Annotated in this window: 19 protein-coding genes; 8 read left to right on the top strand and 11 right to left on the bottom strand. The window is 63.0% G+C overall.

Annotated elements, in window-relative coordinates; genetic code table 11:
• Positions 1-36: 36 nt before the first annotated feature.
• The 3 genes from AC0L3D_RS06455 to AC0L3D_RS06465 are packed head-to-tail and all read right to left on the bottom strand — an operon-like array spanning position 37 to position 3,605.
• Complete coding sequence (locus AC0L3D_RS06455; protein WP_128246223.1) at positions 37-861, bottom strand: alpha/beta hydrolase; 825 nt, start codon at positions 859-861, stop codon at positions 37-39.
• An 11-nt stretch (positions 862-872) separates the two neighbouring features.
• Positions 873-2,360: an NAD-dependent succinate-semialdehyde dehydrogenase gene (locus AC0L3D_RS06460; protein ID WP_473643533.1), complete on the bottom strand. Its 1,488-nt coding sequence runs from the start codon at positions 2,358-2,360 to the stop codon at positions 873-875.
• An 18-nt stretch (positions 2,361-2,378) separates the two neighbouring features.
• Positions 2,379-3,605, bottom strand: a complete 1,227-nt coding sequence (locus AC0L3D_RS06465; protein ID WP_473643535.1) for an iron-containing alcohol dehydrogenase — start codon at positions 3,603-3,605, stop codon at positions 2,379-2,381.
• A gap of 140 nt (positions 3,606-3,745) precedes the next feature.
• Between AC0L3D_RS06465 and AC0L3D_RS06470 the strand changes: the two genes are divergently transcribed.
• Both AC0L3D_RS06470 and AC0L3D_RS06475 read left to right on the top strand, forming a co-directional pair.
• On the top strand, positions 3,746-4,447 hold the full coding sequence (locus AC0L3D_RS06470; protein ID WP_473643537.1) for a GntR family transcriptional regulator: 702 nt from the start codon (positions 3,746-3,748) through the stop codon (positions 4,445-4,447).
• Positions 4,448-4,573: 126 nt separating this feature from the next.
• On the top strand, positions 4,574-5,167 hold the full coding sequence (locus AC0L3D_RS06475; protein ID WP_023797753.1) for a DJ-1/PfpI family protein: 594 nt from the start codon (positions 4,574-4,576) through the stop codon (positions 5,165-5,167).
• Between the two features lie 87 nt (positions 5,168-5,254).
• On the opposite strand, the gene AC0L3D_RS06480 is transcribed toward AC0L3D_RS06475, so the two are convergent.
• The 3 genes from AC0L3D_RS06480 to AC0L3D_RS06490 form a co-directional block, all read right to left on the bottom strand.
• On the bottom strand, positions 5,255-6,778 hold the full coding sequence (locus tag AC0L3D_RS06480; RefSeq protein ID WP_473643539.1) for a xylulokinase: 1,524 nt from the start codon (positions 6,776-6,778) through the stop codon (positions 5,255-5,257).
• An 82-nt stretch (positions 6,779-6,860) separates the two neighbouring features.
• The gene (locus AC0L3D_RS06485) at positions 6,861-7,829 is read right to left on the bottom strand and encodes a shikimate dehydrogenase family protein (RefSeq protein WP_473643540.1); all 969 of its coding nucleotides are present in this window, start codon (positions 7,827-7,829) and stop codon (positions 6,861-6,863) included.
• Positions 7,830-7,902: 73 nt separating this feature from the next.
• Complete coding sequence (locus AC0L3D_RS06490) at positions 7,903-8,544, bottom strand: glucose-6-phosphate isomerase (RefSeq protein ID WP_473643542.1); 642 nt, start codon at positions 8,542-8,544, stop codon at positions 7,903-7,905.
• Between the two features lie 103 nt (positions 8,545-8,647).
• Between AC0L3D_RS06490 and AC0L3D_RS06495 the strand changes: the two genes are divergently transcribed.
• From AC0L3D_RS06495 to AC0L3D_RS06520, 6 genes are all read left to right on the top strand, one after another.
• Complete coding sequence (locus AC0L3D_RS06495; protein WP_473643544.1) at positions 8,648-9,427, top strand: orotidine 5'-phosphate decarboxylase / HUMPS family protein; 780 nt, start codon at positions 8,648-8,650, stop codon at positions 9,425-9,427.
• A complete protein-coding gene (locus AC0L3D_RS06500; RefSeq protein WP_473643546.1) occupies positions 9,412-9,918 on the top strand; it encodes an SIS domain-containing protein in 507 nt (168 codons plus the stop codon). Before AC0L3D_RS06495 ends, AC0L3D_RS06500 begins: the two co-directional genes overlap by 16 nt.
• 313 nt (positions 9,919-10,231) lie before the next feature.
• Complete coding sequence (locus AC0L3D_RS06505) at positions 10,232-11,704, top strand: ABC transporter substrate-binding protein (RefSeq protein ID WP_473643547.1); 1,473 nt, start codon at positions 10,232-10,234, stop codon at positions 11,702-11,704.
• A gap of 74 nt (positions 11,705-11,778) precedes the next feature.
• Positions 11,779-12,918 carry a carbohydrate ABC transporter permease gene (locus AC0L3D_RS06510; protein WP_473643549.1) on the top strand — a complete coding sequence of 380 codons (1,140 nt, stop codon included), beginning with the start codon at positions 11,779-11,781 and terminating at the stop codon, positions 12,916-12,918.
• The gene (locus AC0L3D_RS06515; protein WP_287321159.1) at positions 12,915-13,961 is read left to right on the top strand and encodes a carbohydrate ABC transporter permease; all 1,047 of its coding nucleotides are present in this window, start codon (positions 12,915-12,917) and stop codon (positions 13,959-13,961) included. The genes AC0L3D_RS06510 and AC0L3D_RS06515 overlap by 4 nt, the downstream gene beginning before the upstream one ends.
• A gap of 5 nt (positions 13,962-13,966) precedes the next feature.
• Positions 13,967-15,043, top strand: coding sequence for an ABC transporter ATP-binding protein (locus AC0L3D_RS06520; RefSeq protein ID WP_128184032.1), 1,077 nt, complete (start codon positions 13,967-13,969; stop codon positions 15,041-15,043).
• 90 nt (positions 15,044-15,133) lie between these two features.
• Here AC0L3D_RS06520 and AC0L3D_RS06525 read toward each other — a convergent pair whose 3' ends face one another.
• The 5 genes from AC0L3D_RS06525 to AC0L3D_RS06545 all read right to left on the bottom strand — a co-directional run bounded on the left by AC0L3D_RS06525 (position 15,134) and on the right by AC0L3D_RS06545 (position 21,049).
• Positions 15,134-16,642, bottom strand: a complete 1,509-nt coding sequence (locus AC0L3D_RS06525) for a tripartite tricarboxylate transporter permease (protein WP_027151366.1) — start codon at positions 16,640-16,642, stop codon at positions 15,134-15,136.
• A gap of 10 nt (positions 16,643-16,652) precedes the next feature.
• Complete coding sequence (locus AC0L3D_RS06530) at positions 16,653-17,114, bottom strand: tripartite tricarboxylate transporter TctB family protein (protein ID WP_023797766.1); 462 nt, start codon at positions 17,112-17,114, stop codon at positions 16,653-16,655.
• Positions 17,115-17,214: 100 nt separating this feature from the next.
• On the bottom strand, positions 17,215-18,189 hold the full coding sequence (locus AC0L3D_RS06535; protein ID WP_473643551.1) for a tripartite tricarboxylate transporter substrate-binding protein: 975 nt from the start codon (positions 18,187-18,189) through the stop codon (positions 17,215-17,217).
• A 260-nt stretch (positions 18,190-18,449) separates the two neighbouring features.
• A complete protein-coding gene (gene uxuA / locus AC0L3D_RS06540; RefSeq protein WP_473643553.1) occupies positions 18,450-19,682 on the bottom strand; it encodes a mannonate dehydratase in 1,233 nt (410 codons plus the stop codon).
• 260 nt (positions 19,683-19,942) lie between these two features.
• Positions 19,943-21,049, bottom strand: a complete 1,107-nt coding sequence (locus AC0L3D_RS06545; RefSeq protein WP_473643555.1) for a glycosyltransferase — start codon at positions 21,047-21,049, stop codon at positions 19,943-19,945.
• Positions 21,050-21,057 lie beyond the last annotated feature (8 nt).

Below are 21,057 nucleotides of genomic sequence, written 5' to 3' on the forward strand. Positions count from 1 at the left end.
AAGCCGCGATGGATGATGGCCGGCATGTCTGCTGGATCAACGATCGTCGTTGGCAATCAGTTTCGTCAGGCAATCCCCCGCCTGGCTCCGGGGGATGCCGAGATCTCTGACACTGTCCATGTGGTTGCGGTTGGCGAGAACAAGCGACGTTACCGGCGAACCCTGCTGCAGCAGGTGCTCCTTGAATCGATCTGCCTGCTGATGGAAAGGCGGCGTCTCGTTGGCTCCGACCAGAACCATCGCCTTGGTTTGAGGATCATGCCGATGGGCAAGCGGTGTAAACCTGGCGACTTCCTCATCGGTGATTGCAATCTCGTTGGCGAGAAAGGAGTTTTGGAGTGGTTTCAAATCGTAGAGCCCGCCGAGCAGAAGGGCTGCCCGCACATTGGATGGGGTATGCTCGCTGTTGAACAGGAACGTTGAAAGATGTGCCCCGGCCGAATGACCGCTGACGGTCAGGTTTGCCGGGTCTCCGCCATGGTCGGCGATATGGGCCAGAACCCACCGCTTGGCGCGGCGCACCTGGTCGACGATCGTCGCCATCCTGACCTTGGGCATCAGCGCATAGTCGACGATGGCGGCAATCGCACCGGCCTGGGTAATCGTCGCCGCGACGTATGAGTAGTCGCGCTTGGAGAACATCCTCCAATAGCCGCCATGGATAAACATGTGCACCGGCAGGCCGCTTGTTTTGCCCGGGGGAAAGAACAGGTCGATGGTTTCGGTCTGATCCGGCCCATAGGCAATGTCCGCTGTCATCGGGATGGTTGCGCGGACGGCCTCGCTGCGGTGAACGATGTCCTGGACGATTTGATCGAAATCGGCGACATGGTCGCGGATGCGGAACGGATCGTTTTGCACTTTTCCTCCGCTCAGATGCTGATGGCGAGGTATTTCGCCTCCATGAACTCGGCAATGCCGTGATGCTGGCCGCCCTCGCGGCCGAGGCCGCTCTGCTTGACCCCGCCGAACGGTGCTGCCGGATCGGACATCAAGCCGCGGTTGAGAGCGACCATCCCAGCTTCGATCCTGGATGCCACCCGCATTCCACGCGCAAGATCGCGCGTGTAGATGTAGGCGGCAAGACCGTATTCGGTGTCGTTGGCGCGCGCGATGATTTCGGCTTCCGTGTCGAATCTCGAGATCGGCGCCACCGGCCCAAAAATTTCCTCATGCGCCATCTCCGCCTCGGCCGGGACGTCGCAGAGCACGGTCGGCGGATAATAGTATCCCGTTCCCGAGCCTGCCTTGCCTCCGCACAGCACCCGCGCGCCACGGGCGACAGCATCGTTGACCAGACGGTCGATCTTGTCGACGGCCTTCCTGGTGATCATCGGCCCGCACTCCGTGGCCGCGTGCGTGCCAGCGCCGATCTTGAGTGCCGACATCCGCCTGGCGAGGCTTTCGCAAAACGCATCGTAAACGCCGGACTGGACATAGATGCGGTTGGCAGCCGTGCAGGCCTCGCCGGCGTTGCGCATCTTCGCCACCATCGCCCCATCGACCGCCGCGTCGAGGTCCGCGTCATCGAACACAAGGAATGGCGCGTTGCCGCCAAGTTCCATCGAACAGGAAACCACGTGCTTTGCGGCCTCGGCCAGCAGAACGCGCCCGACAGAAGTCGAGCCGGTGAAGGAGAGTTTGCGCACCCGCGGATCGGCCAGCATCGCGGCCGTCACCGGGCCGGGATTGGAGGTTGTCAGAACGTTGACAACCCCCGGTGGGACACCCGCTTCCTCATAAAGCGCGGCAAGCGCGTAGGCGGTGAGCGGGGTCTCGCTGGCCGGCTTCAAAATCACCGTGCACCCGGCAGCCAGGGCGGGCGCGATCTTGCGCGTCGCCATGGCGGCAGGAAAATTCCAGGGTGTGACAAGGACGCAGATGCCGATCGGCTCGTAGTCGACGACGATGCGGTTGGTGCCGGAAGGCGCCATCCCGAATTCGCCGGTGATGCGAACGGCTTCCTCGGCATTCCAGCGAAAGAATTCCGCGGCATAGGCGATCTCGCCACGCGCGTCCCGCAGTGCCTTGCCGTTTTCCAGCGAGATCAGGGTGGCCAGCGTCTCGCAACGCTGCGTCATCAGTTCGAAGCAATTTCTGAGGATTTCGGAACGCTTGCGGGGCGCTGTTGTGCGCCAGCCATCGGCGGCCTTGGCCGCAGCCTCGACGGCGGCCGTTGCATCTTCGATCGTCGCATCGGGAACGGCGGCGATCACCGCCTCGGTGGAGGGGTCGACGACCTGGATTTCCCTGCCGTCGGCGGATTGCCGCCATTGGCCGGCGATATACAAGCCGTGGGAGAATCTATGGAAGCCGGCAGCGTCCTCCTCGTCCTCCAGCAGCTGATGAGATATGTTCATGGCCTGCTCCTCGATTGCTCACATGACACAGGCGGCGAGATCGCCATCATAGGCGGCCTGGATCAGGCCGCGCATGGCTGCCGGATCGAAAGGACGCGGATTGTTCTTGATGAGACGGTCGATGCCGAGCGCCTGTTCGGCCGTCCAATCGAGCTTGTCGGCGGGAAGCCCGAGCCTGGCCAGCGTAGGCGTGATCCCGATCGCTGCAAACAGCCGGCCGATCTCGTCGATCGTCGCGTCGGCCATCTCGGCGGTGCTCCGGTCCTTGCCGTCGAGACCAAGGGCAAGGCCGATCTCGGTCATCTCGGCGGCCGCGGCGGCCCGGTTGTACTTCATGACATACGGCAGCATGGTGGCGACACCCAGCCCGTGAGCGGTGTGGGTAAGGGCGCCGACCGGATATTGCACCGCGTGCGCCGCCGCCGTTCCGGCCGTCCCGAACGCGCAGCCGGCTGCAAGCGCGCCCATCATCACATCGGCGCGAGCGTCCTCGTCGGCGGGGGCGCGGCAGGCCTTTTCGAGACTGCGGCCAAGCAGCTTGATCGCGAGCAGCGCAAAATGATCGGTCAGCGCGCTCTTGCCGATGAAGACATGCTGTTGCGGCAGGCTGGGGTCAGTGCCGCGCCTGGCGGCGGTAAAAGCCTCGACCGCATGGGTCAGCGCGTCTGCGCCGGCGATCGCCGTCAGTCCCGGGGGACATGTCATCGTCAGTTCCGGGTCGCAGATGGCGGCTGCCGCGATCAGATGCGGGCTGGAGATGCCTACCTTCATGGTGCGATCCGGATCAGAAATCACCGCGACAGGGGTCACTTCCGAGCCGGTGCCGGCTGTCGTTGGCACCGCGATCAGCGGCAGCGTCGGGCCGGGCACCTTGAACTCGCCGTAGTAGTCCTGGAGCAGGCCGCCGTGGCTGATGAGCAACGCGGCGCATTTGGCCATATCGAGACAACTGCCGCCGCCGATGCCGATCACCATGTCGGGCGCAAACTCCCGCGCCTCCTCGACGCAGACGGCAACCGTGTCGCGCGGCACATCGGGCTGCACACGATCGTGCACCAGAACATCGATCGATGCGCCCTCGAGCGCCGCCATGATCTCGGCGAAGGCGACAGTTGCGGCAAAGCGCTCGTCCGTGCAGACGAGAGCGCGACGGCCGAGCCTGGCCGCAACGGTTGCAATGACATGGCGCTGGCGCCTGCCGAAGAGGATTTCACGCGGCAGCCTTATTGCAGCGAAAAGGCTCATGGTCTTGCGTCCCTCGATGATGGTGGACAGGCGAAATCTCGCCGAACTCCCAAAGTATCCTCTATCAAATCGTATAGGATATAGGATTGTATTGAGCGAAGCATCGTGTTAGCCAGTGATCCTGTCAAGAGGCAAAAAAGATGCAGGTCACGAACGCAACCAATGCCCGAGAAGTCGACCCCGCCGGCGGGCGCATCCAGCGATCCACTAGCCTGGTGGAGGACGTCTATGAAGCGATCTTCGCGCAACTGATGTCGCTGAAGATCGCGCCTGGCTCACGGATCACCGTCGACAGCCTGGTCAAGGAACTCGACGTATCGCACACGCCAATCCGTGAAGCGCTTGGCCGCCTCGAAGGCGAAGGCCTTGTGCTGAAGACACATTTGATCGGCTACCGTGCCGCGCCGCAGATAACCAGGCGCCGATTTGACGAACTTTATGAGCTTCGCCTGCTGCTCGAGCCGCACGCGGCGGCCAAGGCAGCCGCATTGATGGATGAGACGAAGCTTGCGGTGCTTGAGGAGTCCGCAGGCGGCATGGCGCGCCGCGAAGGCAAGGATGAACGCCTGCGCTACTCAAACTTTGCGCGGCAGGACGCCATTTTCCACGACCGGATCATGGAATTTGCAAACAATGGTCTCGTGCGCGAGACGCTGGCGTTTCAGCATACCCACTTCCACATCTTCCGCCTGATGTTCCATTCGCGCGTCACCGAGGAAGCGCTCGACGAGCATCAGGCCATCCTGGCCGCCTTCGCTGCCTCCGATCCCGCTGCGGCGGAACAGGCGATGCGCCGTCATATCGAGCATTCCCGTGATCGTTTGCTGCCGGCGTTCGATTGAGGCTGGCACGATGTTCGTCACCGTCGGGAGCGGCGCCGTCACGTTGAATTCACCGTTGATCAACGCGAGCAAACGTCCGGGAGATCCCGGATAAAACCCTTCCATCCAAAAAACGAGGAGCTGACCATGCCAGGCAAGAAAATACTGATGTTGACCGGTGAGTTTACCGAGGAATACGAGATCTTCGTCTATCAGCAGGCGATGGAGGCGGTCGGCCACATCGTCCATGTCGTCTGTCCTGACAAGAACGCTGGCGACCTGATCAAGACGTCGCTTCACGATTTCGAGGGTGACCAGACCTACACCGAAAAACCCGGCCACTACGCGTTGCTGAACAAGACCTTTTCGGAGGCGGAAAGACAGCTCGACCAGTATCATGCCGTCTATTGCGCCGGCGGCCGTGGCCCCGAGTACATCCGCACCGACAAGCGTGTGCAGGCGATGGTTCGCCATTTCCACGAGACCAGGAAGCCGATCTTTACCATCTGTCATGGCGTCCAGATCCTGATCGCGGTGGACGGCGTCGTGCGTGGCAAGAAGGTCGGTGCGCTGGCTGCCTGCGAGCCGGAAGTGACGCTGGCCGGCGGAACCTATATCGACCTGTCGCCGACCGAGGCCTATGTCGACGGGACGATGGTCTCGGCAAAGGGCTGGACCGCACTTGCCGCGTTCATCCGCGAGTGCCTGAAGGTGCTGGGAACGGAAATCCGCCACAGCTGAAGTCGATCGTCCGATGCATCCCAAACGGGATGCATCGTGATTGCCAGATCTGTCGCTGCAGTCAGGGCTCGGCAGGCCTGAGATGCGTTACGGCTGCTTCGGCCGCGTGGCGGCCGCCAGTGCGTCGATGTCATCGTAGAGCGCCTGGCTGTGATGGTAGAGCTGCTCGAAAACCGGTTGGGTGCGGCTGTAGATCTCGACCCATCCGGGGTCCGGCAGGATTTCGGCGCCGTAGCTCACGAAGCGCTCGGCCGCCTGGTCGACGCGCGAGAAGCGGCCTGTCGCCGTCGCGGCCATCGCGGCACAGCCGACAATGCCGCATTCGGGCTCCCGCGGGACCAGGATCGGAATGTTGAAGGCACTGGCCTTGATCTTCAGCCAGAGTTCGGTGCGCGCCCCGCCACCGGCGGCGATAACGCGCTCCAGCGGCCTGTTTGACGCGTGTTCCATGATGCGGATGTGGCGGGTCATGGCAAAGGCGATGCCTTCCAGGATCGAGCGGTGCAAATGCTCCATGCCATGCCCGGCGCCCAATCCGAAGAACTGTGCGCGGGCGTTGCGATGGCGCCCCAGGCGTTCGCCGGTGAGAAAGGGCATGAAGAGCAGCGCGTCGCAACCGGCCGGCGCCTCGGCGGCGCGGGCGACGATCTCGTCGTAGGACAGCGCGTTGCCGTGGAAGGCGCGGCGTGCCCAGCGCATGCCGTCGCCGCCGGTCTCCAGCAGCACGAATTGCGCCCAGTTGCCTTCGACCGTCGCAACGTTCGAGATTTCCGGGTCAAGCAGCGGCTTCTCCGCGATAACAGTGATGATGGCGCCCGTGCCGGTGCTGTCGGAACCCATTCCCGGGCGACAGGCGCCTGAGCCGAGCAGTGCCACCGGATAGTCGGCGCCACCGACCAGCACCGGGGTTCCAGGGCGCAGGTCGGTGTCGAGCGCCGCCTGTTCGGTGACGTGGCCGACGACATCCAGCGGGTTGCGGATCGGCGGCAGCTTGGCGGCGTCGAGACCCATGCGCTCGATCATCACCGGCGACCAGTCGAGCCGCTCCGGGTTCATCAGGAAGCTGCAGGACGCGTCGCCTGTATCCATGGCGATCTCGCCGGTCAGCCGGTAGTTGATGTAATCCTTCGGCATGATGGCGACTGCGCTGCGGGCGTATGCGGCGGGATCGTTGTCTCGGACCCATTGCAGTTTGAAGCCCGGCCATGCCGGGGTCGGCGTGTTGCCGCTTTCGGGCAGGTAGCTGTCCGGCTCATTCGCTTGCTCGAAGCGACGGACGAGATCGACGGTGCGCTTGTCGTTCCAGAGCGGTGCCGTGTCGCGCGTCAGCGCTCCGTGCGCGTCGAGCAGGACCAGCCCGTGCATCTGCCCGCAGACGCAGATGGCGGAGATGTTTTCGCGGGCGCCTTCGACGCGGTCCAGCACCGTCTTGACGCTCGCTCGCGCACCCTCCCACCAGTCGAGTGGCCGCTGTTCGGCCCAGCCGAATTCCGGCACGATCTGGTCGTGCTCGCGCGACGCAAGCTCGAGGATCTTGCCGGCGACATCGATCAGTGCGGCGCGGACGCTGCCGGTGCCGACGTCGATGGCGAGGAAAAGCTCGCCGCTCATTTCGGAAGAGTCCTGAGATGGGCAAACATGTGATCCTCTGTCTATCGGTCAGAGCGAGCGCGGCGTGACGAGACCCACGGCATCAGCCTTTCACCGCTTCGATGGCGATGCGCGACATCGCGTCGAAATCCGACCCGGACACCGGGATCGCGATGTCGAAGACCTCTGCGATCACCTGCGTCCAGCCATGCAGGAAGTATGTCCAACCATCCTCGATCTGCAACTGCTGTCGGGCCTGCTGCCGCCTTGCCTGGTCGAGGAAGATCAGGTCGCCGCGATAGTTGAGATCCCAGGCAATGCCGCGCTTGGGGAACACGCCGTCATCGGTAATCGGCGAGCCAGGCGCGTCCTTGCCAAGTCCGGTCGCGTTGATCACCAGCGAGCCTGGTTTCAGCGCCGCCAAAGTCTCGTCATTGATCTCTGGTCGGTCCGCCAGGACATATTCGAGCTCGACCGCCGACGTCATGTCTCTGTGGATGCGATCGATTTCATCGAGACGCGGCTGCGAACGGTCGCTGACAATGATGCGCGAAGGCACGTCGGCGCCACGTTGCTTGCGCATCAGGTGCCAGGTGATCGCTATCGTCGATCCGCCGGCGCCCATCGACAGGACCTCCGCGCCGGTGTCCGCAAAATATCCCGCCGGAATGAAACCGTCTATCGCAAGGCCCGAAGAGATCGGATCCTTGGCATGGCAGACGAGTTTTCCGCCCCGCTTCGACAGGCAACTGGTCTCGTGCATCAGGCGGGCGTGCGGATCGATCACATCGAACAGGTCGCGCGCTGCGTTGAAAAGATCGATCTTGTGCGTGGTGACCAGCGCGCCAAGCGACTGCGGGTCGGATTTTATGAAGGAGACGACCTCACGGTAGGCCTCCGGATCGGCATGGAGTGGAAAGTCGATGCCCCTGAGAACCGCATCTTTGAGAACCGCTTCCTTCAGCCCGAGGTGGCGCGCCCATGCCGGGAAAACCCGCATGATCGAGCTGCTCGTCGTCGTGACGCCGATAAAATAGAATGTCGGCTGGGCGGCCGGCAGATAGCGGCTCATTTGCCATTCTCCCGGATTTTCTCAGCGCGCAGTGCAGCAGTGCTAAATGAAGCAGCGATCTCGTAGCGAGCCTTCATGCCGGCGCCGTGCCGGATTGTTGCCCATAGAGGGCAGAGATCAGCTTTGCGTCACGCGGTCGCCAATCCGGGTTGTCGACTTGCCTCCAGCCTCCATCGCCGGCGACCAGACGCGAGCGCATGCCTCCCGATCTCGCGATGATCTCGTAGTCCTGCCCTGAATCGGCGGGGTAGCAGAACAGCATCACCAGATCGCCTTCCCCGACATTGATCGAGCGGTGGATCCAGAACGGCGGAACATAACAGACGGTCTGGGCGTCGATCGGCAGGATGCGAACCTCGCCCTCCGGCGACTCCATCAGCATGAGACCGTGCCCTTTCTGGCCATAGTAGATCTCGGGCCGGTCGGCCTGCCTGTGGATGTGACCGCGCGTCATGAAATATTCGTCGCCGACCTTGCCTGGCGCCATGTGCGTGACGCCGAAAATCAGGTCGCCCGACTGCTCGGTCGGTCGGAACTCGGAGACCTCGTAGACGATGCGCTCACCCCATGTCACGCGCATGGCTTCGAACGCCGCGGCGTCAGCATAGAGCCCGTCCAGATCGCGGAAGCGCTTTTGGTAGCTGCCGGTTGCATTTCCCATCGCACCAGTCGACAGGTCGACCTTGCATCCAATGGGCTCAAACAGTCTCGTCAAAGGACTACCTCATACTGCATTGCAGGTGGCGTCGGCGCTGATCTGGCCCGCACCTCCTGCTTTCGACAAGACCACTTGCTTTGCAGGGCACGATTTGCTCCCTATGCAGACCAGCCTGGAGGTTGCTGGATTATGGCAGATCTCGACTACGAAGCACACGACAGTAGGTTGGGCGTTGTCGTCATGCCGCACCAGCTGTCTTAACCAATCCGAGAGAACCGCCTTGCTCCTCCAGGTCGCCTTCGACAAGCCTGAACACCTGGCTCTACTCGCGCAGATGAAGGAATTTGCCGACATTATCGAGATCGGCACGCCATTGCTGAAACGCCTCGGCCTCTCGGCCATCACCACGGCGCGCGAGCTCTGCCCTGAAGTCATGGTGTTGGCTGATACCAAAACCGTCGACGCCGGCCGGTTCGAGGCTGATATGGTATTCGGCGCCGGCGCCGCATTCATGACGGTGCTGTCGTGTGCTTCGTCCGCCACGCATGAGGCGGTCGGAAAACGTGCCGCCGCATTCGGCGCGACGGTCGTCGTCGACACCATCACCGAGGCGGGCAAGGCAGAATTGCTTCCCTTGAATGCTGTCTTCCCCGAAAGCTTCGGCTACGTCGCGGTCCACTCGCCAACCGACGCGCGGCTGGCCGGCAATATTTCCACGTCACATATCGACACAGTCAGGAAGATGCACGATCGCGGCTTTCTGGTTTCGCTCGCCGGCGGGATCGGCCCCGACACGCTGGAAGCGGTGATCGCAGTCGAGCCTGAAATCCTCGTGGTTGGCAGCGCCATCACAGAATCCGCAAGTCCGAAAGAGGTAGCCCGATGGATTCGCGACAGATTGCCCAATCCAGGCCGTGGCTGGCCGTGGGACAGGAGATAACCGAAGTTCTTGGCCGGATCGACGCCGACGCCTTTGCAGGGCTGGTGCAGGCGTTCGATGACGCCGATCAGCGATGGTTCTTTTCCGGGCAGGGACGCTCCGGCCTTGTCGCGCAGATGGGTGCGATGCGCTTCATGCATCTTGGCCGAACGGTGCATTTCGTCGGTGAGGTTTCGGCGCCATCGATCCGCGAGGGCGATGCGCTGCTGATCGTCTCCGGCTCCGGGGAAACGCCGGTCAGTACAGGCCTTGCCCGCATCGCCAAGGCGGAGGGCGCCAAGGTCGTTACGCTGATGCATAAGCCAGCCGGTAGCCTGGTCGGCATTGCCGATGTCACGCTGCATGTCCCTGTCGAGGGTTCGAAACAGTTCGGCGGCAGCCTGTTCGAGCAGTCCTGCCTCATCCTGCTCGACAGCATTGTGCTCGGCTTGGCGCAGCAGATCCGCGACGCGCACAGACTGATGTTGTACCGCCACACCAACTTGCAGTGACGCCCGTGCCGACGGTGGTGTGCACCGGTGACGGGGATTGTCGATGCGGTGGAATATTCCCCAGGCAAGATCGAGCGGTTTTCTGGCGGCTCCGCGCTCAAACCGCTGCGCGCTTTTTGGGCGACATGCATTAGCCGGGAAGCCCCGCTGGGCAGCTCACCTTCCGTGGCGGCAAGGCACTGGACTCGCTGCGCGATGCCGATATTGTGCTTGGCAAGCGTTGGTGCCGTGCTCTGGCGACGGCAGCCGACGGGAGATACCGGCGGCTTGGTTTTCGCAGGAACAAGTCCCGGTCAACACGGGAGGAAGTCTGATGAGAATTGGGGTCTTTCTGGCCGGCTTTTCGGCTTTTGCCGCGCTGGTTGGCGCGCCTGCCTTCGCGCAGGACAAACCGTTTGCGGGCGTTACCGTGAACGTCATTACGCAGACCGGTGCGATTCAGGAGCCGCTGCAGCGGCGCGCGCCCGAGTTCGAAGCGCTCACCGGCGCCAAGATCAATGTCATCGCGGTGCCATTCTCGGATCTCTATCAGAAGATTCTCACCGACTGGGCGAGCGGCACCAACTCGGTCGATGCCGGCGTGTTCGCCCCGCAATGGATGGTCGACTACATTGCCGGCGGCTATCTCGAGGACCTGACGCCGCGAGTGGAGGCCGACAAGGACATCCAGCAGGACGATGTGGGCGCGTTCTTCCGTGACTTCTCCGAGAAGTACAGCGGCAAGACCTACATGATCACGCTCGATGGCGACTTCCACATGATGTACTACCGCAAGGACGTGCTCGAAGCGGCCGGCCTGGCGGTGCCGAAAACCTGGGACGAGTATCTCGAGGTCGCCAAGGCCACGCATGGCAAGGACGTGAACGGCGATGGCACGCCGGATTTCGGCTCCTGCATCGCCAAGAAGCGCAACGCGCAGAGCTATTGGTTCGTCACCGATGTGGTCGGCTCGATGACCCAGTCCAAGGGAACCAGCCAGGGCACCTTCTTCAACACCAAGGACATGACGCCGCTCGTCAACAACGACGCCTTCCGCAAGGCGCTCGACTTCCTGTCTGAATCGACCAAGTACGGCCCGCCGGACGAGTTGAACCTCGATGTCAGCGATACAAGGCCGCTCTTCGCTTCCGGCCGCTGCGCGCTGAACCTCGACTGGGGTGATGTAGGCACGATCTCGATAGATCCGAAGCAGTCCAAGGTGATGGGCAAATGGGGCGCGGCGATTATGCCCGGATCCAAGGAGGTCCTGAACTGGGACACCGGCAAGCTCGAGGCCTGCACGGCAGAAAACTGCCCGCACGCGATCGACGGCGTGAACCATGCGCCATTCGCCGCCTTTGGCGGCTGGGGCGGCGGCATCAACGCGGCGGCCGATCCGAAGGTGAAGGACGCCGCCTATGCCTACTTCTCGTTCATGACGCAGCCGGCACAGTCGAATGCCGACGTCACCGTCGGCGGCACCGGGTTCAACCCGTACCGCACCTCGCAGCTCGGCTACAGCGACCTTTGGAAGAAGGCCGGGATGAGCGAGGAGGAGGCCAAAGTCTACCTGGGCGCGATCAACGACAGCATGAGCAGCCCGAACATGATCCTCGACCTGCGCATCCCACAAAATCAGAAGTACCAGCAGGTCGTGCTCGACGAGGCGGTCTCGCGCTTCCTCGCCGGCGAAATCGACAAGGAAGCGACCGTCGCGGCGGTCGAGGAAGGCTGGAATGAGCTGAACGAAGAGATTGGCAAAGACGAGCAGCTCAAACTTTACAAGGCGACCATCGGCGCCAAATAGGCAGCCAAGCAAACGACCCGGCGTGGCATCGGTCCGCGCCGGGCCTGATGCCTGCCCCACTTTCTCAGGGTATGATGACCACCGCAACCGACACGATGCCAGACGCTGCCGACCGCCGCAGCTGGGCCGAATGGCTGGACGGTCACTCAGGCCGGATCATGGTGCTGCCAGCCGTCGTCGTGCTTCTCTGCTTCGCAATTTTTCCGCTCATCATCTCGGCCTACCTCGCGCTTTCGCGCTTTGCGCTCGCGCCGGGCGGATTCACGCTGAAATTCATCGGACTTTTGAACTTCCGCAAGCTGCTGGTCGGCTCGCAGCAGTATCACCTGCTCGGCAAGTTTGGCACGTTCGGCTTTGTCCAATCCGCTTTGCTGGCCTTGATCGCGGCAGGGCTGTTTATCCTCCTCGCCCGCTACTTGTTGCGTGGCAGGCCGACCATCGTCGGCACGGTTGGTCGGCTTCTGGCGACCTCGATGGCGATGGGCCTGGCGGTTCTTGCGCTGGCCACCATGGCGCCGGGCGGCGTGCCGGGGACTGTCGTCAACACGCTTCTCTACGTGTTCGTCGGCGTGTCCGTGCAGTTCGCACTGGGGCTGGGCCTCGCGCTGCTGTGCGGCCAGCCGATCCGCGGCCGGAATTTCTTTCGCGTCCTCTTCTTCATCCCGCTGATGGTAACCCCGGTCGGTATCGCCTACACGTTCCGAATGCTCGCCGACATGCAGAAGGGGCCTTTCGCCCCACTCGTGCGCGCTTTCGGCATCAGCGAGTGGTCGTGGGCGACAGAGGCCTGGTCGGCGCGCCTCATGGTGTTGGTCGGCGACACCTGGCAGTGGACGCCGTTCATGTTTATCGTGCTGCTGGCGGCCATCGAGAACCAGCCACGCGATCAGGTCGAGGCGGCGCGGCTCGACGGCGCCAACGGCTTCCAGATTTTTCGCGACATTACCTGGCCAGCGATCGCGCCGATTGCCGCTACCGTCGTGCTGATCCGGCTCATCGAGGCTTTCAAGATCATCGACCTGCCGAACGTGCTCACCGGCGGCGGTCCCGGCCTGGCGACGGAATCGATGACGCTCCATTCCTTCATTTCCTGGCGCACCCAGGATCTCGGCGGCTCGGCCGCTATCGGCTACATGCTGCTCTTCATCTCGACCATCGTATGCGTCTCGTTCTTCAACTTCGTGGTCCGGCCGGCGCGCCGGTTCGAAGCATGAGCACCGAGCCGCGCTCGCTGGCGCGCCGGCTGTTCGAGCCGGCCTCGATCGACAGTCAGGCGCCGGTCGCCAGGGTGGTGACCTATGTGCTGCTGTTCCTGTGGACGCTGGTTGTGGTGGTTCCTCTCTACTGGGTGTTCATCACGTCCTTCAAGGGGCCTGGCGAGGTCGACAACGGGCCGTTCTATCTCCCGTTCATCGACTTTGCTCCCTCGCTTCAGGCATGGGACTTCATGCTGGTGCAGAATTACACGCTGCGCCCTTACATGAATTCGGTCGTTGTCGCGGTCGCCAGCACGCTGCTCGCAGTCCTGATCGGCTCGCTGGCGGCCTACGCGCTCGTTCGTATCCGCTTCCAGGTGAAACTCGCCGCCGTTGCAATCTTCTTGATCCTGCTCACCGCAATCATCGTGGCGGTGGCCACTTTCGGCGTGCGGTGGGAGATAGCCATTGTCGTGGCGGCAGCTCTCTTCGTCATTGCGCTGTTCACGCTCGTTGGACGCACGAAGCTTGCGGTCGGCAACAGCGACATTGAGTTCTGGATCATCTCGAACCGTATCATGCCGCCGATCGTCGCCGTATTGCCGATCTACGTGATGTTCCAGCAGATGCGCCTGCTTGACACGCAGGTGGCGCTGATCGCCACCTACACCGCCATCAACCTGCCGATCGTCGTGTGGCTGACGCGCGATTTCTTCGCCGGCATCCCGCTCGACCTCGAGGAGAGCGCACAAATAGATGGCGCCTCCAAGTTCCGCGTTTTCTTCACCATCGCGCTGCCGCTGGTGCGGTCCGGTCTGGTCGCGACCTTCCTGCTGGTGCTGATCCTTGCCTGGAACGAGTATCTGCTGGCCCTCTTCCTCTCCAATGCCGATGCGCAGACCATGCCGGTGCTGGTATCGGCACAGAACACGACCCGTGGGCCGCAATGGTGGAACATGTCGGTGTTGATCACCGTGATGATCGCCCCCGTAATCATTATCTCCAGCATCCTGCAGAAGCACATCGCGCGCGGACTGCTGGTCGGCGCGGTGAAGGGCTAGTCAATATGCGGGTCACACTGTCCGATATCTACAAGTCCTTCGGCGCGGTCGAGGTGGTCAAAGGGCTCGACCTGGAGATCGAGGACGGCGAGTTCCTGGTGCTGCTCGGCCCTTCAGGCTGCGGCAAGACGACAGCGCTGCGCATGGTGGCCGGGCTTGAATCGGTGAGTTCCGGCCGCGTCCTCATCGGCGACCGCGACGTCACCCATGTGCTGCCCAAATATCGCGACGTGGCGATGGTGTTCCAGTCCTACGCGCTCTATCCGCACATGACGGTTGCCGAGAACATCGCATATCCGCTGAAGCTGCGTGGCATGCCGCGCACTGAGCGCGACGCCGCCGTGCGCAGCGCCGCCGTCAAGGTGCATCTCGAGGAGTTCCTCGACCGCTATCCGCGGCAGCTTTCCGGCGGTCAGCGGCAACGCATCGCGCTCGCCCGCGCCATGGTGCGGCGGCCGAGCGTGTTCCTGATGGACGAGCCGCTCTCCAACCTCGACGCCAAGCTGCGCGGCCACATGCGCTCGGAACTGAAGCGCCTGCAGGCCGATCTGGGCGTGACGACGATCTACGTCACCCACGATCAGATCGAGGCCATGACCTTGGCGCACCGTGTTGCCATCATGAACCGCGGCGTCGTGCAGCAGATCGCGACGCCCCGACAGATCTACGACGATCCGGCGAACCTGTTCGTCGCCGGCTTCATCGGCTCGCCGCCGATGAATTTTCTTAGGGGCGAGCTGGTCGAGGGTAGCTTCGCCTGGGCGGAAGGGCGATTTGCGACCAGCGTTGCCGAAAGCCGTAAGAAGGTCACTGCCGGCCTCCGGCCCGAGGATTGCCGGGTCACGGCGCCATCGGAGGGCAAGATTGCGGCGCGGGTCTATGCCGTGGAGCTGATCGGCGATCATACCTTGATCACCTGCCAGTTCGGTGGGGCCACCGTAACCGTCAAGGCCGATAAATCGGCGCACTACGACATGGATGAGCCGATCGGCATCACCTTCCAGGATACCGCCGTCTTTCTGTTCGATGCGGAAACCGGAGCCCGCATCGGCGGCCGCGCCGGCAGACAGGCGGCCGCGTGACTTAAGTTCTTGTTTGTATGGATGTCGTTATCGCAAAACCGCTGCGCACCCTCGGGTCAGGCCCAAAGGCATGCTTTTGCGCGACATACATTAATTCTCCTCCACGAACACCTCTTCGCGCTTCTTCTTGACCGCCGGCAGGAAGACGATGACGAGCACGGCGAAGGCGATGAACAGCAGGCCGGCGCTGATCGGCCTCGTCACGAAGGTGGTCGGGTCGCCGCGCGCGAGAATCATGGCGCGGCGCAGGTTTTCCTCGAGCAGTGGGCCGAGCACGAAGCCGAGCAGCAGCGGCGCCGGTTCGCAGCGCAGCTTGGTCAGGAGGTAGCCGAGCAAGCCGAAGAAGGCGACGGCGTAGAGGTCGTAGATGTTGGTGTTGACGCTGTAAACGCCGATCGAGCAGAACGCCATGATGATCGGGAAGAGCACGTAATAGGGGATCGTCAGGAGTTTCACCCAAAGCCCGATCAGCGGCAGGTTCAAGATGATCAGCATCAGATTGCCGATCCACATCGAGGCGATGATGCCCCAAAACAGGGCCGGCTGCTCGATCGCGACATTGGGGCCGGGCACGATGCCCTGGATGATCATCGCGCCGATCATCAGCGCCATGACCGGGTTGGCCGGAATGCCGAGCGTCAGCATCGGGATGAAGGAGGTCTGCGCGCCGGCATTGTTGGCCGATTCCGGCCCGGCGACGCCTTCGACGGCGCCCTTGCCGAATTCCCCGGGGTTTTTCGATATGCGTTTTTCGACGGTGTAGGAGGCGAAGGCTGCAAGGATCGCGCCGCCGCCCGGCAGGATGCCGAGCGCCGAACCGATGATGGTTCCGCGCACGATCGGCGCCGCCATGCGGCGAAAGTCGTCGCGGGTCGGCATCAGGCCGGAGACGCTTCGGATCATCACCGAGCGCTCGTGCTCGTTTTCGAGGTTGCGCAGGATCTCGGCGACGCCGAAGACGCCGACCGCCACCGCGACGAAATTCAGCCCGTCGGCATATTCGCGGATGCCGAGCGTGAAGCGCGGCGTGCCGGTGTAGATGTCGGTGCCGACGATGCCGAGCAGCAGGCCAAGCACGACCATCGCCAGCGCCTTGACGATCGAGCCGTGGGCGAGCGCAACGGACGAGACGAGGCCGACGATCATCAGCGAAAAATACTCGGCCGCGCCGAATTCCAGCGCGATCGCCGTCAGCGGCGGGGCAAAGACGGCGACGAGGAAGGTCGACACCGTGCCGGCGAAGAATGAGCCTATCGCCGCGATGGCGAGTGCCGCCCCGGCGCGGCCGTTCTTGGCCATCTGGTAGCCGTCGATGGCGGTGACGGCCGACGAGGATTCGCCAGGCATGTTGATGAGGATGGCGGTGGTCGAGCCGCCATATTGCGCGCCGTAATAGATGCCGGCGAGCATGATAAGGGAGGAAACCGGGTCGCCGATCTGGAAGGTGATCGGCAACAGCATGGCGATGGTTGCGGTGGCGCCGATACCGGGCAAAACGCCGATCAGCGTGCCGAGAAGGACGCCGATCAGGCAGAAACCGAGATTTGCCAGCGACGAGGCCGTCGAAAAGCCAAGCGCGAGGTTGTCGAGGAGTTCCATGTTCATCTCCTCAAAACTGCAGCCACGGGCCGAAGCGCCGGAACGGCAGGCCGAGCGCATAGCTGAAGACGAGGAACGCAAACAGCGTCAGGCCGGCGGAGAGCACGAGCGCGGTCAGCGGTCTCATGCGGCCGCTGGCAAACGATGCGATCAGCGCCGTCAGGAAGATCGAGGGGAGGAAGCCGAGGCCGCGCACGGTCAGGCCGAAGAAGATCGGGGCAGGCAGGATGAACAGCATGCCGCGCCAGGCTACATGGCCGATCGGCTCGCTCTCGAAGCGCACCGCTTCGACGAGGATGACGGCGCCAAGCAGGATCAGCACGATTGCCAGGACCAGCGGGAAATAGCCCGGTCCCATGCGGAAAGCGGTGCCGATCTCGAGGTCGAGCGACTGCAGCGCGAAAAATCCGCCGAGAAAGATGAACAGCGCGGCGCATATGCCGTTGGTCGTGTCGATTGTGAAGGGTTTCATGACGTCCTCCCAGGCCCGTGCCGCGGGCGCGCCGATGCCGGTGTGAAAATGGGGCCGGTGCGAAAAAAACGGGGCGCTGGTGGGCGCCCCGTTCAAAATCTCAGTCGGCGTACTGGCCGGCGGCTTCGATGATCGGCTTCCAGCGCGCGATCTCGCCCTCCAGCTTGGCCTTCAGCGCGGCCGGAGTCGCATCAGCTTCAGGTGATGGCTTGGTGCCGAGTTCGGCGAAGCGGGCGACGACATTCGGGTCCTTCAGCGCGACCTGAAGCGACTTCGACAGGCGTTCGGTGACCTCCGCCGGCGTGGCCTTGGGCGCGTAGAGGCCGTGCCAGATGCCGACCTGCACTTCCGGGAGACCGGCTTCCGTCGTCGTCGGGACGTCCGGCAGAACATCGAGGCGTTCAGCCGAGGTTACGGCGTAGACCTTGATCGTGCCGCCCTGGATCTGCTTGGTGGTGTTGGTCGACTGATCGCACATGATGTCGACCTGGCCGCCGAGAAGGTCGGTCATGGCCGGTCCGGTGCCCTTGTAGGGCACGGTGACCAGCGGCGTGCCGATCGCGCTCATGAACAGCATGCCGCACAGATGCGAGGCCGCGCCTATGCCGGCATTGGCGACGGTGAGGGTATCCTTGTTGGCCTTGGCGTAGTCGACCAGCCCCTTCAGGTCGGTCGGCTCGAGGTCCTTGCGGCCGACGACGGTCATCGGCACCTCGGTAACGAGACCGACATATTCGAAGCTGTTCAGTGTGTCGTATGCGAGCTTTCTGTATAGCGTGGCGCTTGTCGCCATGCCGATATGATGGAGGAGAAGCGTATAGCCGTCGGGCTCGGCGCTCGCGACGCGACCGGCGCCCAGCGTGCCGCCGGCGCCGCCGACATTCTCGACGATGATCTGCTGGCCGAGATCCTTCGACATGGCTTCCGCGATGAGGCGCGTGACCGTGTCGGTCGGGCCGCCGGCCGAAAACGGCACCACCACGGTGATGGTGCGTTCGGGATAGGTTTGCGCGCCCGCGGCGAACGAATACAGCGTGACGGCGGCGGCGGCCAGAGCGGCGGCGAATCTTCTCATCTCAATTTCCTCCCAGGATATGAATTCCCAACCGCCTCCAAGAGTTCTTCTCAACACCGGCTGCGGGTGGACCAATAACTAGCGTAACCTAGCGGATTGCAATCGGACTCAAGCCGCATGTTGCTATTATACACAAGTCCGCGCAAATGGGTGAAAAGGTGCCATCGAGCCGGAGGCGGACTGCCGGACGCCCAGCGGTCGAACGATGGCATGTTTAACGAGCACAGGTCGCGGACCGGCCTGTGGCATTTCCCTCTGGATTATGCGGTGTAAGTGGAGATCGGCTCTCCTGATGTCGACCTGCGAATGGCATGTTCGACGCCGCGAAGCTCGGCCAATCCCTTGAGCCGGCCGATGGCCGGATAGCCGGGCTGCGCCCCGCGCGTCAGGTCATCGAGGATATCCTGGCCATGGTCGGGGCGCATCGGGATGATGGCGTCCGGGCGGCCCTCCACTTTGCGCCGCGCTTCCTCGTGAAGCAGCGCCGCCACCACCGCCACCATGTCGGTGTCGCCGGCAAGGTGCTCGTCCTCGTGGAACGAGCAGGGGGTGCCGGCCGCTTCCTTGCGCACATTGCGCAGATGGGCGAAATGGATTTTTGGCCCCATCCGCTCGATCATGCCGGGCAGATCATTATCGGGTATTGCGCCGAGCGATCCGGTGCACAGCGTCGCGCCGTTGGCCGGGCTGTCGACTGCGTCCAGAACGTAGCTGTAGTCGGCCTCGGTCGACATGATGCGCGGCAGGCCGAGCAGCGGAAACGGCGGATCATCGGGGTGGCAGCAGAGTCGCAGGCCGAGGCGTTCGGCCGTGGGCACGACCTCCGCCAGGAAATCGACGAAATGCCGGCGCAGGGCGGTTGCGTCGATGCGGTCATAATTTGACAGTTGAGCCGCGAGACCGTCGAGAGACGTGTCTTCGGTCGAGCCGGGCAGGCCGGAATTGACGCTTCTTGCCAGAACCTTGCGCGCACGGTCATCCATTTGCGCATATCGGCGCTCCGCCTCGGCGGCGATCTCCGGTGTGTAGTCGCCGAGCGCCGCCTGGCGTTTCAGGATATGGATGTCGAATGCGGCGAAGTCGATCAGATCGAAGCGCATGGTGGTGCCGCCATGCGGCAGGCGCCAGGCAAGATCGGTGCGGGTCCAATCCAGCACGGGCATGAAATTGTAGCAGATGACCGAAATGCCGGCTCGCGCCAGGTTTTCCAGCGATGTCCTGTAGTTGGCAAGATGGCTGCGCCATTCGCCGACCTGCGTCTTGATCGATTCGGAAACCGGCAGGCTTTCGACAATCTCCCAGTTCAGTTCGCTTGCGCTGCCATCCGGCAAGGACGCGACTTCGCGCTGACGCCTTTCGATTTCGGCGGGCAGCCAGACGGCGCCGTGAGGAACGTGGTGAAGGGCCGTGACGATGCCTTGCGCCCCGGCTTGACGCGCGTCCGCAATCGTCACCTTGTCGACCGGGCCGAACCAACGCCACACATGTCTCATTCGAACACTCCTTTAAAAAGAATCGCCGCGCGGCTGCCCGCGCTCCTGCCGCGGTGACCGACCTGCTGCTTTTCTTCATCCGCTGCTATCAAATTTCGATGTCGGCGCGAATGGCGATAGCGGCTGGCGGCAATCGACGCCAGCGCGAAGTTCTAGGCTAAAGCGCGTCGTGTCTGAAGGGATTCATGCGACGCGCTTTAAGTCTTTGTTTTGTGCATGTCGTTGACCCAAAACCGCTGCGCACTTTTGGGCGACATGCATTAGAGCAGCGCTTCGTACAGATCGCCGATCTTTTCAACTTCGAAATCCGCCGCCCTGCTTTTCAGGATGGCGGCAGAAGTGGGGTGGTCCAGCATGTCAGCCATCGCCTTTGCCATAGCCGCGGCATCGCCGACCGGCACCAAGGCGCCGAAACGGCCGTCACCGAGAATCTCGCGCGGGCCATGTGGCGCATCCGTGGAGACCACCGGGACGCCCGCAGCCATGGCCTCGACCAACACATTACCAAAGCCTTCGCTCGTCGAGGAAAGCACGAACAGGTCGGCTGCGGCATAACAGGCCGCTGGGTCGTTGACGTAGCCAGCAAAAAGCACGTCCGCGCCGATACCGGTTTCCTCGGCATAGGCGCGCAATTCGGCAGCCAGCGGACCTTCACCGAAGATGACAAGCCGAGCGCGGCGGCCGGCGCGCAGGATAGCGAAAGCCCGCAGCAAGGTCCGATGGTCCTTGACCGGCACCAGGCGCCCGGCGGTGGCGACGACCGGGCCATCGCCCATCCTCGCCAGCTGTGGCTGCCATGCATGGGGATCCTGCTGGAGCGCCGCAACCGGCGGCAGCGGATTGTTGATGACGACAATTTTGGATTTGGGAAAGCCGCGGGCCGCAAGGTCGCGGCCGACACCCGTTGAGACGGCGATGGCATTGGTTGCGCGCGCTGCAACCAGTGCGGAAAGCCAGACCGCTATTCTCGCGCCGAGGCTGCTGGAAGGCAGTGAGGCGGCTGCGTGGAAGCTTGGAAAGAACCGCGCCCGGCTTCGCGCCAGGAGAAGCGCCAGCGCCACGACCAGATTGGCAAATTCCGGGGCGCTGTAGACCGCATGCGGACCAAGGCGGCTGAACAAACCTGCGCTTCGCACGATGCCTTTCAGCGTCTCCCACTTGCCGTAACCCTCGCCCTGGATGGGAAGGTCGAAATCGACCAGATGCACGGCGGGGGATCGCAGCGCGGCGTTGGGTCCTTGCGCGTTCCAGGTAAAAAGGGTGACATCGTGCCCACGCGATGCCAATTCATTTGCCATGAGGACGAAGACACGCTCGGCGCCGCCGCCCCTGAGACTGGCGATGTGAAAGACAATGCGCTTCGCCATGCCTGGAT

It is taken from the genome of Mesorhizobium sp. WSM4837 (genome assembly GCF_055811435.1).